Here is a 16,043-nt window from a genome sequence, read left to right on the forward strand (position 1 = left end):
GAATGGGCGATTCAGACGGAAACAGGCCGCAAGCCGCGTTGCAGGCGGATTTTTTAGAAAAAACAAAAAAACAGCCTTCAGCCTTTTTTCAATATGGAACGTTCAAAAATGTCGTCTTGTACATAAATCGATGCTTTTTCAACAGCACTCTTCGCTGCGAGGATCAACCCGAGCGGCGTGTCTGACTGCTGGTCTGAAACGATTGAAAAAGGAACCCCTTGTTTGTTTGCGGTCTTGATATAAGCCGAAAAACGCGAGTAATCGATTTCGCCGTTCAACAGCAATGTGGCATCCGAATGTGATTCGATCGCCGCGATCACTTCATCGTATGCTTTCGGACGGAGAACTTGTCCCTTTGTTAAAGCGATGATCACTCTTTCTCTTAATGAGCCTAAAAACAGCCTGCGCTCATCCGGCTTTGTTTCACGGATTCCGTGCATCCCCTGCTGCAAGTATAGATCCATTGATTGGTCGCTCATGTCTAGACCCTCCCGATTTGTCATAGTTGCAAGATTTTCGGTCTTTTTATCAGTATGGCATGAAACAGACCGGGATAAACCCGCGCTTCCCCGCCCTTATCTACATTTCCGTTACCCATTGGACGATCTTTTGAGAAAGCTCCTCCGCAGCATCTGTTTGCATGTTTTTTGCCAGCGACTGCTTCAGCTTTTGAACAAGCGGCCGCTTTTCTTCTTCATAGGAAATCAGCGCGCTCCATTCCAGTTCCGGCACAGCCACAAGCGTATGAGACTGCTTTTTATTTTCATGCAGATACACATCTGTGATCATTTTGTCTTCACTTACAATGTTTGCTTTTCTGATTTTCATATCTTGCTACACCTGCCTATCTATCTTTCTTCCCATTATACTATAAAAAACAAACAGCCTCTTTTAAAAGAGGCTGTCAGGCGTTGAATCCCTGTGTGGCATCGAATACGTCCGCATCTTTAAAGCTTGTGATGCTTCTTTTGTTATGAACCAGTCCGAAGTCGCCTACATTAAATCCTCCGCATCCTCCGATTTCGGAAGCTTGCGTCGTCTTTGGAGAAATGGCAAACACATCTCCAACGAAAATGGCGCTGTTGTCGTTAACCTCCCGAATCAGAATCGGCCCCACCATTGCGGGCATAATCCCACCTCCGCCATTGCTTTTATTAGCAGGATATGTGCCTACAGAAAAAAGGTTCTGGCAAATGCGGGCTCAAGCTTCTGTTGTCATTTCTTTTTTCGATCTCTGTCTTAAACGGACGAGGCGGACAATATTCAGCGTAAAGGCCTTCGCAAGAGCGTAGCATGGAACGGCCAGTATCATGCCGAGGACGCCTCCGAAGCTTCCGGCGCCGAGCAATAGAAGAATGATTGTTAAAGGATGTGTGTTCAGCCTTTTTCCGATGATCAGCGGCGACACCAGATTTCCGTCGATCTGCTGTACGACCACCACCACGATCACGGCGATCAGAGCTTTAGTCGGTGAATCGATAAACGCGATGATTACCGCCGGTGTCGCACCGAGAAACGGACCGACATACGGTATAATGTTCGTCACGGTCATAATTACACCGAGGATCAGCGCATATTTCACACCGGCGAACAAAAAGCCGATGTAACAGCCGATGCCGACAAACAGGCAGACGATCAGCTGTCCTTGAATATAAGCGGCAAGCGTTTCATACAAATCCTTAAAAATCTTCAGCCCTTCATTTTTATATTGATCGGGGAGAATTTTTACAGCCAAATTCGGAAAGCGGTGTCCGTCTTTCAGCATGTAAAACAGGATGAACGGGACGGTCAAGGCGATCAGCGCTATATTGGTAACCACTCCAAACACGGAAGTCAGGCTCGCTGTAATATTTTCGGGCAGATTCGTCAGAAAATCCCCGATTGATCTTTCGATTTTAGATACAGAAACAAAATCCTGATTCATCATCCATGTAAACCACTGCGTATTGGATAAATGTTTAATGAAGTTTTGAATCTGCTTGACAATGTCCGGAATATTGTTAAATAAATCGGTAACCTGCTTAGTAAATACAGGTCCGACAGACGACAAGACAAACCCGATCAAAGCCACAAACGCCAAGTAGATCAGCAGGATGGACAAGGTTCTCGGGAGCTTTTTTTCGAGAAGCCGTACGACCGGGTTAAAGATAAAATACAAAATTCCCGCAATTAAGACCGGAAAAAACAATGTCGATACAAATAAAATAATCGGCTCGAAAAGAAACGACACTTTTGTAGCAACAAACACGATCAGGAGCACCAATAAAATTTGCACCGTCCAAAAATGAGTCTTTGATTTAAACAACCTTTTTTTCCTCCCGGTTTTTTCATTACTCTAAAAACTACTATTCACACTAACGTCTGTCAACTGTTTTCCTTCCATTCATACGAAAAAGCTTTGACAGGGTTTCATTTCAGCGCCTTTTTGAGCAAAAAAGATTGACAGCTTCTTTCGTTGTAAATATAATGATTACAACGAAAGGGTGATTTGATGAAGATCAGCAGCAGATTTACGATAGCCGTACATATGTTATCCTTGATGCACGTCCGAAGCGACCATTTGACATCAGAGCAAATCGCAGACAGCGTCAATACCAATCCGGTCATCATCCGCCAAATCAGCAGATTGCTGAAAAAAGCGGGCTTGATTGAAGTAAAGCGCGGCACAGGCGGCGCGCACTTATTACGGGATGCCGGCGCCATTTCTTTGTATGATGTCTATAAAGCCGTCGAGGTTGTCGGTGAAGGCGAACTGTTTCACACTCACGAAAATCCCAATCCTGATTGCTGGGTTGGCGCGAATATCCACCAGGTTCTTGAACTTATTTTATTAAAAGCGCAAACAGCCATGGAGACTATACTCAAAGAAATTTCTATAAGAGAATTGACTGATCTGATCATCCAAAAAAAGAATGCTTCTCAATGAGGCATGATTTTTTCAACTCGTTGTAATAATATCACTTACAACGAGCGTCTGACACTGTGTTTTTTCAGCTTGTTGTAATAATATTCATTACAACGAAATAAAAGGAGGTGGGCACCATGTGATCAACACAGGCAAACCCGGATTTCCATCACATTAAGGGAGGACTTAACATGACGAAACATATAAAAGAAATCAACTGGGAGCAAAACACCAACTCTTACATTCAGCTCATACCGAATATTGAGTACACAAAAGTGGAAGACACTTCTTTGACATTACATTTGCTGGTGTACCGCAATCCAATGGATGCGTTATTTAACAGAGAAGGCAATCAGGAAACATATCCGCTGATCATTTATCTGCAAGGGTGCGGATGGGGCTGGACAAAACAGGATACAGCCGCCTTTATCCCCCAGCTGGTTCCATTTGTCGAGCAAGGCTATGTCGTGGCAAGCGTTCAATACAGAGGCAGCGGAGAGGCGGTGTTTCCGGCTCAGCTTCACGATGTGAAAACAGCGGTCCGTTTTTTAAAAGCAAATGCCGCCCGCTATAACATCGATCCCGATAGAGTGGGAGTCTGGGGTGATTCTTCAGGCGGCCATTTGGCTCTTTTGCTTGGATTGACTGAAGGAATTGAAGAATTTGAAGGGCCGGACGAATACCGTCATGTATCGAGCAAAGTCGATGCGGTTGCGGACTGGTTCGGTCCGGTCGATCTTCTGTCCATGAGCAAATATCCGTCCATCTTCGACCATGATTCTCCCAATTCGCCGGAATCCAAGCTGATCGGCGGAGCTGTTCAAGAAAACAGAGAACAGGCGGAACAAGCGAGTCCGATAAGCTATGTTCACAGGGAAGCGCCCCCCATTCTGATCATGCACGGGGATCAGGATGATGTCGTCCCTTATGAACAAAGCGTCCAATTGTTTGAAGCCTTAATAAAAGAAGGCCATGATGCCCTTATGTATAAAATAAACGGGGCCGGACATAACGGTTTTACCCAAGCTCATACCCTTGACATTGTCAAATCGTTCTTCCGCAAACATTTAAAGCCTGGAAAAGCATGAATAATGAAGGCCGGATTTCCGGCCTTTCAGTGTATATTCCTCTCTTTTGTGAATATTTTTTAAATTTTTTTCAGTATATCGGTATAAAGTTCACCTTCAGAAAATAAGATGAAAACGCTTACAAATAAACCATGAGGTGAACATGATGAAAAAAATGGTGCTGCTTATTGCCGTTTTGCTGATTTTGTATCCGCTTACATCAAAAGCGGGCTTTAAAGGCGGAGACGGCGATCCCGGCTATTGGTTCCCCGGTGATCCCGTTGAAGCTCCCGATCCCGGAAAACCGCCGCTTGTTTTTGTCCATGGTTTAAACGGTTCGTCCAGTATATGGTTTGACAAAAATGACATGTCAGAACAAGCATTTAAAAACGGTTACGATACAGCCTTTATCGACCTCCACCCCGACAAAGACATGCGGGACAATGGAGCGCTGCTTGCGTCTAAGCTTCGTGACATGTATGAACATTTCGGCCGGAAAATGATCCTCGTTTCCTACAGCAAAGGCGGCATTGATACCCAATCAGCGCTTATCTTTCATGACGCTTACAGATATGTCGAGCATGTCATTACACTGGGAACCCCCCATCACGGGTCACAGCTGGCAGACCTTGCGTACAGCAGCTGGGCCGGATGGCTTTCCGGCATTTTAGGCATGAAAAATGACGCCGTTTATTCATTGCAAACCGGTTATATGGCTTCATTCCGCGAGCAAGCCGACAGCCATCCAAACAGGGCGAAAACGCGCTATTATACATTGGCGGGCAATAAGATCGGGGGATTCGGCAGCGTATTGTTTTTCGGGGGCGTCTATTTAAACATGTTTGGCCAAAATGACGGGGCTGTCACGGAAAAAAACGCAAGACTTCCGTATGCGACAAATATGGATGCCGGAAAATGGGACCATTTTTCAATCATAAAAGGAAATATCACATTTCCCGTTTTTCTGCCTTTATTAGGAATTGAACAGCAGGCAAATCCAGCAGCATCATTATCAAAAGAGCACACGTCTTATCCGTATATCAGAGGAGGCGAGAACAAAGGTCAACAGGAAGAAGAATTTGCAGTGGAGAAAGGGGTGAAAGAAGTAACCGTTCACTGGCTGAGCAGCCATTCCTCGGGAAATATCAAGCTGACCGACCCGCACGGCAAAGCCGTCACGGACTTTGCACTGTCAAAGACAGCAGATGTATTTGAGGGCGGATTTGTTCATTCCGCTACAGTGAAGAACCCGGCTTCGGGAAAATGGACGATCTCGTCTTCCGTCAAGCAGAAGGAAGCCTATTTATTCGTCGCCACATTTGACTCTCCGCTCGACCAGCAGATTCAAAGGACGGTGAACACGCAAGCATCAGGCCTGGCAAATGTGAAAACCGCCGTCCGTTCCATCCGTTATGAAAACGGAAAGCAGGTTGAGAAAAAAGAGCTCAAATCCGTATCAGCAAATGGACTCCGGCACAGCCTTTCATTCAAAAAAGCGGGCATGTATTCGGTGACGGTCGATCTCTCTGGAAAAACAGCGGACAACGCGCCGTTTAACCGAACGATCATCAGATCAGTTTATGTAAATGACAAAGGGCAGAGGTTTGAACATAACCCTTTGCACCCTTAAACCGTTTTTTTCATGGGTGAACAGGATTTATCCACCATATGATCAAGCTGTTTGATTTTTTTCAGCGCAAGTTCATGATCGATTGTGCGGTAGTGATGATGTCCGCCTGGTTCTTCATCAAGCTCATCCGCCTTTTTGACAATCTGCTGCAGCTTGTTTTTATCAAGGTCGCCTTCAGGCAAATATGAGTCGGTATGAAGCAGAATCGCCAGAGCGATCTCTTTTGCCGCTTTCGGCTCCTCGCCCAGCCGGATCAAAAGCTTGTGGGCGCGTTCCGCTCCCTTTATGGCGTGAATGTCGTTCTGTCTGTACTTTTCATAATCCCATTGACCGTCCGTGTACCATTCATAATGTCCGATATCATGCAAAAGAGCCGCTTTTGTCGCTATATCGGGATCGATTCCCGCTTTCACCGCCAAGCGGTACGCATGGTATGCACAAGCGATGGCATGGGCGACGCCTGAACGCCTTAAATATTTTTGTGCGATTGGATGGGTGAATACATCCATTAATGTTACGTTTCTCATGTAAACCCCTCCTTTATATATTTTTAGAATCCTAACATATTTTTGCGGAAATCTCAATTGATCTGACACATCATAAATGAAATTTCCGCATCTGCTTATGTTGGATAGCATCCGCGGCCCGTCCGGGGCTGCTGTTTTTTTGTGGCGTTCGCTTGGCATATTGATATCATTGAAGTGATGGTGAAAGGAGCAAGGAAATGATGACCACATTCGGAGTAAAAGAAGAAGGCATAGAATATATATGGAAGCCGGCTGTTTACGGCCTCATATTCAATGATCAGAAAATCGCCGTTGTGCAAACAAAAGACGGGAAGCTGTTTCTCCCCGGAGGCGGAATCGAACATGGTGAGACACATGAAGCTTGCTTAAAAAGAGAAGCCCGTGAAGAAATCGGAATGGATATTACGATCGGCAAGTTCGCGGGATGTGCGCGGCGCTATTTTTTCTCGCCAAATGAAGATCGATATATCCTGAGCGAGGGGTATTTTTATTTGTGCGAGATAGGCAAGCAAGTGGGCAGACCGACCGAGGAAGACCATGAACTCAAATGGATCGGCACACGCCGGGCAATTGCCGATTTATTTCACGAACACCAGAGCTGGGCGGTACATGAGGCATCAACATTGCTGCAAACATAGCAAAAAGGACCTTGGAAAAGGCCCTTTTTTTATAAAAACTGTTTGATGTCATACACTCTGCCGTTTTCAAAATCGGTCTCAAGCAGATCGAGCAAAACACCGGCAACAAAAGACGTGCTTCTCAGCTTTCCTTCTGTTTGATAATTTTTAAATCGTTCAATTTCATGAAAGTCTTGTTTCGATGATGAGCGAATGACTGCCTGCATGCCGGTATCCATAATCCCCGGTGAGAAAGAAATCACCTTTACCGGATGTCGCTCATCTTCCTGTTCATAGCCGAATGTTTTCGTGAACATATCAAGCCCCGCCTTTGAGCTGCAATAGGCGCTCCAGCCTTTATAAGGGTTTTTTGCCGCGCCTGATGATATGTTAACGATCGCTTTTTTGCCCGGAAATTCTTTCAGCCATTTTGCAAACAGCTGGCTGAGGATCACCGGCGCCAATAAATTCAGGTCATAGTGGCGTCTCAGTTCCTCCCGGCCGGCTTCCCCCGCGCGTTTGATCGGTTCCACCATTCCCGCGTTGTTGATCAGGGTGATGGAAGAACAATCAGAGATTTGTACCGAATCCATTAATTTCTGAAACAGCTCTTCCGTTTCAGCCAGTTGCGTCAGATCGGCCTCGTGCTGTATCAGCCGGTCATGACGGATATCGGATTTGCTGCGGGAGAAAGCGTGCACAACATGGCCTTTCTCTAAAAGGCCTTTGGCAATCGCTTCACCGAGGCCTTTTGACGCCCCCGTTACAATGGATAAATGCATGTGGATTTCCCTCCTTATCCATCATTGTACTGATTCAGGCGCTCTTTTCTCAAGCGGCTGCCTCTGGTGATCAGGCAGAAATGCCGCCAGCAGGTAAACGGCAGCTGTCAGAAAACTGAACGATTCCCATACGATAAGCTGAAAAAAAGCTCCTGATATAAGGAGCCATTTTAAGCCCGGACCGCCCCGCTTTCTTAAGATCATCACGAAAGCGAACACGATGATGCCTAAAGCCAAAAACGATCCAATAATGCCAAAGCCGGTATGAAAAAAGGCCGTCATCGCCTGGTCGTATTCCTCCCTAAGGGAAGGAAACAGCCACAAAACGGCCCCCAATGTAAAAACAATGGCAAACAAACTGATCATGGCTTCCAACAGATATAGTCCATTCGCGGCAACAAGAACGCATAGCCAGATGATTGATAACCCAAAAGCAAGTGAAACAGACAACAGCTTGTAAAACCTCGGATTTTTCATGAGAACAGCTCCTATTTTTTCTGCTGTCCCGCAATCCGCGGAATCAAAAAGAACAGACCTGCGATGCCGAGAAGAATAAGCACGCCGTAAAGGATCGGCAGGATGAGCGATTGCTGATCGGTGCTGTCCGTATCTTCCTTTCCAAGGCGTGAGGGTTCAGAATCAAATGACAGGTTAAGCTGTTTCAACTGTGCCACCACCGTGTTTGGTTCATCTGATGTGACCGTAAATATTTCTTTCAGCTCTTCTTTTGGATCAAGTTTGTTCGTTTCTTTAAAAGAAAAGTTCTTTAATTCCTCCGGGATGGTGATATCTCCCTTGTATTCAGGCTCTTCCTCCTGAATGTAGTCTGTGTTGACTTCGATGTCCTGTCTTTTATATTCATTTGGCTTCACATCAACATTATCAGTCTCTTCCGCTTTCACGAGCGGAGTGAAAAGAAAGAAGGAGAGCATGATCGCCATGATCCCCTTCTTTCCCCAGTTTGCATTACGCCTCATGGTCAATCTCGCCTTCTTCTGTTTTTGCTTTTGCAATCTCAACAACAAAAGGAACAGCCAGCACGACAGCCGCAACTAACACCAAGGCTCCGATTCCGAGAGCAAACAGATCTCCAGTGCCATATTGAATCGACATATATACCTTTGATACCGGATCATTAAAACTGAAGTTCGGCATCGCCAAATCGAGCAGCGGCGCAATGTAGAACAAAATCAAGGCGGCCGTTGCCACGCCTCCAGGAATGGATCCGAGCATGAATGCCGTACGGATAATCGCAGAGCTTGCGATAAGCAGCAAGATCGTAAAGATCGTCCACATCACTGCCTGGTCGTCAGCAAGTGAATAGACATTCAAGCCGAACAGGCTGATCATCAGGCCGACAATGAGATTGAGAATGCCGAACAGCGCGCCTCTGACAAGCAGCGGTGCCTTTTGATAGTGATGGCTGAAATAGCCGATCAAAAGACTTGAGATCAAGACAATCACGAGAATCACGACCGGAGGAATATTCTGCGCTTTAGACTCCGGAACGTCCCCGCTGATTTTCACCGGATTTGCCAGATAGTCGTATACATACGTGTCATTGCCTCCGAACGCATTGCCGAGAACGCCGTACACATCACTGCGGACGAGTTTGGTGGAATTCACGTTTTTGCCCCAGTTCGAATTCAGCGTATCCGCTTTTTCCTGTACATCGTTTACACTTTGCTGAATGTTGTTTGTGTAATCGATCACACCGGATTGATGTTCTGACAATGCACCGAGCATATCTGACAAGCTGAGAATGTCGTTTCCAAGCGTATCCTGCATGCTGAGTACAACAGTTCCGTCCGTTGCATCCCCTTCCATTACGGCCGATCCTGCACCTGCCGGATTGCTCAGCTGCTCAGTGACGGCATTTGCCCGCTCTGAAATCGAGTCAAGCTCATTCATGATTTCATCTTGTTTTTCTTTAACGAACGTTTCATACTCTTTCACAAAATCGGTCATACCCGTTGTGTATGCTTCAACATCTTCACTTGTGGCGAGCATGTTGTTTTTTAGGGTTTCCCATTTTGTGTTTTCGTCGACACTAACTCTGAGGACTGTGTCGACTTGATTTTTGCTATTTTGGAGAACTCCATCATCAAGCTCTGTCCCTGCTTTATATCTTCCAGTTATTGTGGCATGGTAAATAGATAATAGATTGTAGTAATCCATTAAATTATTAATATTTCTATTAACAAAAATATCATTTTCGAATGCCTGTCTTACCTCATCTTTTAATTCATACGTCTGTAATTCTGTTTCGAGATCTATTATTTTATCATATATTTTTTGAAAATCGTTGTCTCTATCAGTTTTAATTTGGTCAATCTCTATATTTAGATTTTTTACAGTTTCATTTAAACCATCGATTTTATCATTCAGTTTTTTTATTTTTTCATCTAAATTATCAATTTTTTTCTTAAGTTCTTCGTTATGTTCTTTTGTTTTTTGATCAATGTTGGATTTCACACCTGCAATATTGGAAGATATGGTATTTAACTCTTTTTTTAACTCCTCAAGATTATTACCGTCTTGATCACCCGGATTTTCTTCTGAAGGAGTCGGATCTTCATTTGTGGTATCATCAACATTATTTCCACTGTCTGTCTGCTGTCCATCTTCATCTGAATTATTCGATTTGTTTTCATCTGTTTGTCCATTACCTGCTGGATCTGTTGACGTATTATCTTCTGCTGTTCCATCGTTTTCACCAGGTGAAGGAGATTCAGGTTCTTCTTTATTAGGTACTTGAATGTTATTAGACAAATCCTCTAATTCTTTTGAAATCTTTTCTAGTTCATTCGCTTCATCATCTAAATTTATTTCTATATTTTTGTTGTCTTCATCATCTCCGGGTTCTTCTTTTCCATCATCCCCTGGTTCTTCTTCTTTCGGCGTTTCATTATTATTTGATTCAAACAATTTTTCACGATTCTTTAGCATAGGTGTTTCAATTTGATTTAAAGTGTATTGTCTAGCCTGTTTTTTATATTCAGAAATCAGAGCGCTCTGTATCGTGCCGATCTGGCCAAGCTGCTGCTGCGGTATCTGATCATACCGGTAGTCTTGAAGCTCCTTGTTAGATCTCGCAGCCTCGCCAAATTGCGTCTGCAAATTCCCAAACGCAGTGGTCATGCCGTTCATTCTTTGGGCGAAGGTGCTTGATGTGCTGGCTTGTTTTTCATTGATGGACGTCAGACCCGTTTGGATTTGCTTTTCGCTGTCCGCCTGGGCGGCCATCAGCAGTTTTGACTGCTCCTGTTGGTATTTTTTATATTGATTGACGTTTTCGACAAAACCGTCCAATTGTTTTTTGGTTTCCTCAACGCCTGTGCTGCGGTCTTTTGAGGTGTCTTTCGTTTGGTTGATCGATTCTTTCAGGCTGTCGATCATTTCTTTTTGTCTTTCCACCTCGCCGGCCAGGTTGTTTGAGCTCGGCTTGTAAAAGTTGTACATCGCGTTTTGGAACTCTGATTCTTTGTCTACGATATTGTCAAATTCATCTCTGACATCCTTCATTCTCAGCTTGACGATATTCCAATACAAGGAAGACATCTTTTTGCTGACAGACTTTTGGGCGTCCTGAAGCTCGCGCTGGACTTTTTCCTTGTTGACGGCGTCAAGCTGGGCTTGAACTCGGAAATCCAATTCCGCTTTTTGCGGTCGCTTATGATTGTAGCTTAAAATATTGTTCGTAAAGTCTGATGGAATGTAGACAATCGCATCATATTTTTTGTCGGCGAGTCCGCTTTCGGCGGTGCTGCGGCTGACGACCGTCCATTTATAGTCGGGCCGTTCAGCCAGTGCAGCCGAGATATCGCGGCCGAAATACACTTTTTTCTCGTCGTTTCCGCTGCCTTGATCGCTGCCGATATCTTCATTGACAACGGCGATTTCTTTCGTCTCATTCGACACTTTTTTCGTCGGATTCTCTCCGATGAAATGGAAAAACAAGACGGGCAGCAGTATGACGATCAGCACGGCGCTGATGATTTTCAGCGAGCTTTTCTGTTGTTCCGTCATTTCATTTTCTTCCTTTCTACAGAACATAAAGGAATTTGAATTTTCCTTTCCTTGCCGTTTTCAACAATGTAACCGAAGCCCGGCTGAATTTCCGGCTCCTGCCGTTCGTACGGGAGCTGAATCAGATTTTGCTCGGACTTTTTCATCAGCAGGACGGCATGTCTGACTTGTTTGACCTCGCTCGTTAATGAATCATACCCTTTTGTAAACTCGTTGTGGTTTCCGGCAGGGATGAAGTGGAAACCAAGATGGGCGTATGATTTCATAAACATGGCCATCCTGTCTTGGATCGATGCGTCAATTGTTTGCTGGAAGCGTGAAATTCCGTCAACGATAAAGACCATCGGCGAGAAGTCAAGCTTTGCGGTTTCCCCTGATCTGACCGCTTCCACGTACATCGCTTCCCTTGTCCGGCAGATTTCCTCCGCCTCAGACAGCCAAAGCAATATATCGTCCTTTGTCTCAAGATAGCTGATCTCATCTTCTGTTGCGTATTGGGACAAGCCGCGGTCAATCGAATCAAACACGGCAATTTTTTTCGTATCATGGTCAAGCAGATGTTCAAGCATGATTTTGATGACGTTTGTTTTTCCGCGCTGGGTCTGTCCCATGATGAGACAGTGTTTGTTTTTCTCTAGGTTAAAGTAGACAGGCTCAACCGTCTCTTCATCAAGCCCCATAGGGATGAGTCCTCTCTCAGGCTGCAGCGGGTAATCCCTCATGAACTGCGTCACGGAAAGCTCGAGCGGCAGCATTGGCACCGGAGCCGGCTTTCTCATGCCTTGATAGCGGTCCGCGATGGCCTGAATATCCGCTTTGATCTGTTCAAACAGTTCGAGATCGTTCTCTGCCTCAACAGGCATAAACATTTGTGCGAAATACTGGCTCTCTTTATTGATAATGACCCGTCCCGGTATCGGTTCAAGGCTGTACTCAGGCCTTCCGATAATCGAATAAGCTTCAGACTGATCAAGCAAATAGTGGACGACCCTTGTTTTCAGGTTGTTCAAGAGCGATTGCCTGATCGCGTTGACTCTTGTCGCCGTCAGGATTAAGTAAATTCCCAATGACTGGCCGTCGCGGGCGAACTGAATGAATTCCTGTTCGAGCTCATGCATCTCATCTTTGATAATGTCAAAGTTGTCAACCGTGATAAAGATGAACGGCAGCTTTTCTTCATTCAGCGCATTGTACATCTTGATGTGGCTGATTTCTTTCTGACGGAAGAGATTTTTCCGGTGCTCGATTTCCTCTTTGATCCGGGCCATAAATTTTTCGATTTTTCTTGTCTGGTCCATGAGGAAATAATCGGCCGTATGCGGAAGTCTCGCAAGCGGCAGAAGCGTTCCGTTTCCAAAGTCAAAGATGTAGTTGTGCAGCTCCCCAGGCGTGTATTCAGCCGCAAAGCTCATCAGGAAGGTGATGGCGCTGAGCGATTTTCCGTAGCCTGAAGACCCGACGATTCCGATGTTTCCGTCCTCCATCATGCGATAGCTGATCGGCTTCTGGCTTTGCTTCTCAGGTTCATCGATAAAGGCGAAGTTGAACGTATCGGCTTCATCCGACGGATAACGCGTTTTGGGAATGCGCTCCTCAAGCGGCGGCAGCCAAGGACTTGGGAGTTTTTCGATTCCCATTTCCCCCTGAATCTGCTCGATTTGTTCAACGACGGCGGAAATTTCCGTCTGCACTTCTTTTTTCGCCGACTGATCGGCATCAACGTCTGACAATGGAATCAAGCCGGTATCCGTTACGATCGCGACTTCATCCTCTGTTCCATATGCGTCTTCCATGTAAGGCGCACCGCTCCACGCAGACTGGAACAGCTCGTATACTTCGTTGTTTCCGACCTGCAAATAGCCGCGACCTGTCACCGTGATGGTCGCCGCGTCCCCGTTTTTGAGGATCTCTTTACTGTCGTTTGCGTCCTGCACTTTTAAGGCCACTTTAAATCTGGAGTTACTCCAGATCTGGTCATCGATGATGCCGCCCGGCTTTTGCGTCGCCAAGATTAAGTGCACCCCAAGGCTTCGGCCGATCCTTGCCGCACTGACAAGCTCGCGGATAAATTCCGGCTCTTCGCTTTTCAGCTCGGCAAACTCATCGGATATTAAGAATAAATGAGGCATCGGTGTTTTTGCTTTTTTCTGTTTATACAGCTTCGTATAATCATTGATATGGTTGACACTGTACTGATCAAAAAGGCGCTGCCTTTTCTTCAGCTCGCTTTTGATTGACGCCAGGGCGCGCGCACTGAAGTTTTTGCTGCCTTCGATGTTCGTGATCGTTCCTAGCAGATGGGGAATGTTTCTGAACGGCTGCGCCATTCCGCCCCCCTTATAGTCGATCAGCAAAAAGGCGACCTCATGCGGATGGAAGTGAACAGCCAAAGACAAAATATACGTCTGCAAAAATTCACTTTTCCCCGAACCTGTTGTCCCCGCAAGCAGCCCGTGCGGCCCGTGCGCTTTTTCATGCAGGTTCAAATAAACGATGTCCTCTTTCCCCTTATAACCGATCGGTACCGCCAGCGATTTAGCCGACTCGCTTGTCAGCCATTTTTCTCTGATGGCGATATCATTGACTTCTTTTGCATGGAACAGCTCGAGAAACGATACGGTTTCAGGGATTGAATTTGTCATGCCCATCTGGTGATCAAGCGTCCGCAATGTCCGTGAAAAGATTTCATTATCTTCTCTTTGATGATCATCCAATTGAAAAGGGATCTGGACGGCTTTCTTTTGCTTGATCAAAATATCGCCCTCATGCTCAGTAATATAACGAACAAGGGTATGAATGTTTTCTGACAGGCTTTCCTTTGTCTCTGCCGCAACAATCGTCGAAACGCCGAGATGTTTTTGCTTACCTTCCAAATATTCGAGAATGACGTGCTCTGCGATCAGCTGCTGATTTGTAATGATAAAGACGAAGTGCGGTCTGAACCGCGTTTTTTCTTTGTTTTCATCCAAATCGCGCTCTCTTAATATCTCATATATGCTGGAGAGAAGCTGATCCCTCGTCTGTTCGTTGTAAATAAAGCCTTTCGCATATGTATGCGGAAGCTGAAAATGCGGAAGCCATTTCATCCATTCCCAGTCTTTGTACTCCGCTTCATCAAAAATAAACACAAAGCGCAGATCATGATAGCTGTGGAAAAAAGCCAGCTGTCCGACAAGCTGATGAATTTCATTTTTTACAACAGACAACTTTCCGACGACACCCATCGGGCCTTCGGCAAGGTTCACGGTAACCGGAGCATTTCTCAGTTCTCTGTAGACCTGCTCTATTTTTTGCGTTTGTTCAAGAAGATCGTCTGTATCGCGGTTTGCCAAATCCCCTCCGTTCAAATTGATGTGATAGGAGGAAGCAACCGTCCCCGTTCCAAGGCGGATCTGAAGGAAATCCTCGCTTTCAATCGATTTTTCCCAAATTCGGCCGCTGATTTCCCGTGTTAAATATTTCATTCTTTCAAATGAAGGGAAATGAAAGTTCAGGACAAACTTTTGCCTTTCCGCAAGCTCATGCAGCTCTTTCTTTTTATTTTCAAGATAGAGGGTGTAGACCCTCTCCCTTTTCTCTTCGCGCTTTTTGCGCTGGTTTTTGTCGCGGAAATACTGCACCGTTGATGTAATCAGCGTCATCATAAACATCGCCAGCGAGACGAGGATAAAAATCCCGCGCGGCTGGATGAGCGCCACGATTCCCATGACGACCAGCATGACAATTGGAGGAAGGATCATCAGCCATAATCCTCTGTTGTCATTGTCGCTTTCCTGCGCAGGGAAGCTGAATGAGATTTTGTCATCAGGCAGGTCATAGATCATTCTCGGCGGCCTGCGATATTGCGGGTATTTGTTTTTCGTTTCAGAGCTCGGTTTTACCGTTTGCTCCAAAGCGGTTTCGAACGGCTCACGCGCGTTGATTTCCAAAAGATCGCCTTCAATGATCCGGAAGGTATTCAGCCCGAATAAGATTTCATCTCCGTTTTGCAATGAGGCGGGCGCGGTTATTTTTTCGCCGTTCATATAAACGTTAGCGCCATTTGGAATGACGTTCCATTGATCTTCAAGTCTGATGATTGAGAACGTTGCCTGATTCCCGAAGAATGGATCCATCTCAGAGAAATAGACGTCAGCTTCCTGATCATGGGAGGAAATCGCGATTTCCTTTCTTTCTCCTAAATAATAAACAGGGGCGCTTTCCTGTTCCTCGGTTAAAAAGAGGACCAGTTCTTCCTTCCCGTCCTTTACTGCCGCTTTTTCGCCAAGCTTCAGCAGAAAGGCAGGCTCCTCTCCTTGAGACACGCTGTAAGCGTCGGCATCCCTTTGCTTGTCCAGCGTCACCGGACCTTTTTCAAACGGAAAGTGGCGGATGGTGACGGAATGCCTCAGCTCAGGGCCGATGGTCAGCGTGCGGGTGCTGGGATGATCCAGCTTTACGTTTTGATAGTTTTCGCTATAAAAAATCCATAACAGATTCATTTTTC

14 protein-coding genes are annotated in these 16,043 nt (G+C 45.6%); 4 read left to right on the plus strand and 10 right to left on the minus strand.

Features of this window, described 5'->3' with window-relative positions; genetic code table 11:
• Positions 1–77: 77 nt before the first annotated feature.
• The 4 genes from R5H20_RS18720 to R5H20_RS18735 all read right to left on the minus strand — a co-directional run bounded on the left by R5H20_RS18720 (position 78) and on the right by R5H20_RS18735 (position 2,305).
• A complete protein-coding gene (locus R5H20_RS18720; protein WP_006638901.1) occupies positions 78–479 on the minus strand; it encodes a YueI family protein in 402 nt (133 codons plus the stop codon).
• 100 nt (positions 480–579) lie between these two features.
• Positions 580–828 carry a YueH family protein gene (locus R5H20_RS18725; protein ID WP_006638902.1) on the minus strand — a complete coding sequence of 83 codons (249 nt, stop codon included), beginning with the start codon at positions 826–828 and terminating at the stop codon, positions 580–582.
• A 76-nt stretch (positions 829–904) separates the two neighbouring features.
• On the minus strand, positions 905–1,129 hold the full coding sequence (locus tag R5H20_RS18730) for a spore germination protein (RefSeq protein ID WP_006638903.1): 225 nt from the start codon (positions 1,127–1,129) through the stop codon (positions 905–907).
• A 72-nt stretch (positions 1,130–1,201) separates the two neighbouring features.
• Positions 1,202–2,305: an AI-2E family transporter gene (locus R5H20_RS18735; protein ID WP_006638904.1), complete on the minus strand. Its 1,104-nt coding sequence runs from the start codon at positions 2,303–2,305 to the stop codon at positions 1,202–1,204.
• A gap of 186 nt (positions 2,306–2,491) precedes the next feature.
• On the opposite strand from R5H20_RS18735, the gene R5H20_RS18740 reads away from it, so the two are divergent.
• The 3 genes from R5H20_RS18740 to R5H20_RS18750 all read left to right on the plus strand — a co-directional run bounded on the left by R5H20_RS18740 (position 2,492) and on the right by R5H20_RS18750 (position 5,602).
• Positions 2,492–2,926, plus strand: coding sequence for an Rrf2 family transcriptional regulator (locus R5H20_RS18740; RefSeq protein ID WP_006638905.1), 435 nt, complete (start codon positions 2,492–2,494; stop codon positions 2,924–2,926).
• Between the two features lie 170 nt (positions 2,927–3,096).
• Positions 3,097–3,993 carry a prolyl oligopeptidase family serine peptidase gene (locus tag R5H20_RS18745; protein ID WP_006638906.1) on the plus strand — a complete coding sequence of 299 codons (897 nt, stop codon included), beginning with the start codon at positions 3,097–3,099 and terminating at the stop codon, positions 3,991–3,993.
• 142 nt (positions 3,994–4,135) lie between these two features.
• On the plus strand, positions 4,136–5,602 hold the full coding sequence (locus R5H20_RS18750) for an esterase/lipase family protein (RefSeq protein ID WP_224254435.1): 1,467 nt from the start codon (positions 4,136–4,138) through the stop codon (positions 5,600–5,602).
• Here R5H20_RS18750 and R5H20_RS18755 read toward each other — a convergent pair.
• Positions 5,599–6,129, minus strand: a complete 531-nt coding sequence (locus tag R5H20_RS18755; RefSeq protein ID WP_006638908.1) for an HD domain-containing protein — start codon at positions 6,127–6,129, stop codon at positions 5,599–5,601. The two genes, R5H20_RS18750 and R5H20_RS18755, sit on opposite strands and share 4 nt — an antisense overlap.
• 197 nt (positions 6,130–6,326) lie before the next feature.
• Between R5H20_RS18755 and R5H20_RS18760 the strand changes: the two genes are divergently transcribed.
• Positions 6,327–6,767 (plus strand): NUDIX hydrolase, encoded by a 441-nt coding sequence (locus tag R5H20_RS18760; RefSeq protein ID WP_029418734.1) that lies wholly within the window; start codon positions 6,327–6,329, stop codon positions 6,765–6,767.
• A 29-nt stretch (positions 6,768–6,796) separates the two neighbouring features.
• Here R5H20_RS18760 and R5H20_RS18765 read toward each other — a convergent pair whose 3' ends face one another.
• Genes R5H20_RS18765 through essC form a run of 5 tightly spaced genes read right to left on the minus strand, consistent with a single transcriptional unit; the run spans position 6,797 to position 16,038 of the window.
• On the minus strand, positions 6,797–7,528 hold the full coding sequence (locus R5H20_RS18765) for a (S)-benzoin forming benzil reductase (protein WP_006638910.1): 732 nt from the start codon (positions 7,526–7,528) through the stop codon (positions 6,797–6,799).
• A gap of 21 nt (positions 7,529–7,549) precedes the next feature.
• Entirely contained in the window at positions 7,550–8,005 is a 456-nt protein-coding gene (locus R5H20_RS18770) for a hypothetical protein (protein WP_006638911.1), read from the minus strand.
• Between the two features lie 11 nt (positions 8,006–8,016).
• Positions 8,017–8,505 carry a type VII secretion protein EssA gene (gene essA / locus R5H20_RS18775; protein ID WP_006638912.1) on the minus strand — a complete coding sequence of 163 codons (489 nt, stop codon included), beginning with the start codon at positions 8,503–8,505 and terminating at the stop codon, positions 8,017–8,019.
• Positions 8,495–11,557 carry a type VII secretion protein EsaA gene (esaA, locus tag R5H20_RS18780; RefSeq protein ID WP_006638913.1) on the minus strand — a complete coding sequence of 1,021 codons (3,063 nt, stop codon included), beginning with the start codon at positions 11,555–11,557 and terminating at the stop codon, positions 8,495–8,497. The genes essA and esaA overlap by 11 nt, the downstream gene beginning before the upstream one ends.
• Positions 11,554–16,038, minus strand: a complete 4,485-nt coding sequence (gene essC / locus R5H20_RS18785) for a type VII secretion protein EssC (protein WP_006638914.1) — start codon at positions 16,036–16,038, stop codon at positions 11,554–11,556. Before essC ends, esaA begins: the two co-directional genes overlap by 4 nt.
• Positions 16,039–16,043 lie beyond the last annotated feature (5 nt).

The sequence above is a fragment of the Bacillus sp. KICET-3 genome (assembly GCF_033261025.1).
Lineage (GTDB): Bacteria > Bacillota > Bacilli > Bacillales > Bacillaceae > Bacillus > Bacillus sonorensis.

Coding starts and splice junctions, on each gene's coding strand:
- R5H20_RS18720 (WP_006638901.1), bottom strand. CDS start 479: ATGAGCGACCAATCAATGGATCTATACTTGCAGCAGGGGATGCACGGA.
- R5H20_RS18725 (WP_006638902.1), bottom strand. CDS start 828: ATGAAAATCAGAAAAGCAAACATTGTAAGTGAAGACAAAATGATCACA.
- R5H20_RS18750 (WP_224254435.1), top strand. CDS start 4,136: ATGATGAAAAAAATGGTGCTGCTTATTGCCGTTTTGCTGATTTTGTAT.
- R5H20_RS18745 (WP_006638906.1), top strand. CDS start 3,097: ATGACGAAACATATAAAAGAAATCAACTGGGAGCAAAACACCAACTCT.
- R5H20_RS18755 (WP_006638908.1), bottom strand. CDS start 6,129: ATGAGAAACGTAACATTAATGGATGTATTCACCCATCCAATCGCACAA.
- R5H20_RS18740 (WP_006638905.1), top strand. CDS start 2,492: ATGAAGATCAGCAGCAGATTTACGATAGCCGTACATATGTTATCCTTG.
- R5H20_RS18765 (WP_006638910.1), bottom strand. CDS start 7,528: ATGCATTTATCCATTGTAACGGGGGCGTCAAAAGGCCTCGGTGAAGCG.
- R5H20_RS18760 (WP_029418734.1), top strand. CDS start 6,327: ATGATGACCACATTCGGAGTAAAAGAAGAAGGCATAGAATATATATGG.
- esaA (WP_006638913.1), bottom strand. CDS start 11,557: ATGACGGAACAACAGAAAAGCTCGCTGAAAATCATCAGCGCCGTGCTG.
- R5H20_RS18730 (WP_006638903.1), bottom strand. CDS start 1,129: ATGCCCGCAATGGTGGGGCCGATTCTGATTCGGGAGGTTAACGACAAC.
- essA (WP_006638912.1), bottom strand. CDS start 8,505: ATGAGGCGTAATGCAAACTGGGGAAAGAAGGGGATCATGGCGATCATG.
- R5H20_RS18770 (WP_006638911.1), bottom strand. CDS start 8,005: ATGAAAAATCCGAGGTTTTACAAGCTGTTGTCTGTTTCACTTGCTTTT.
- essC (WP_006638914.1), bottom strand. CDS start 16,038: ATGAATCTGTTATGGATTTTTTATAGCGAAAACTATCAAAACGTAAAG.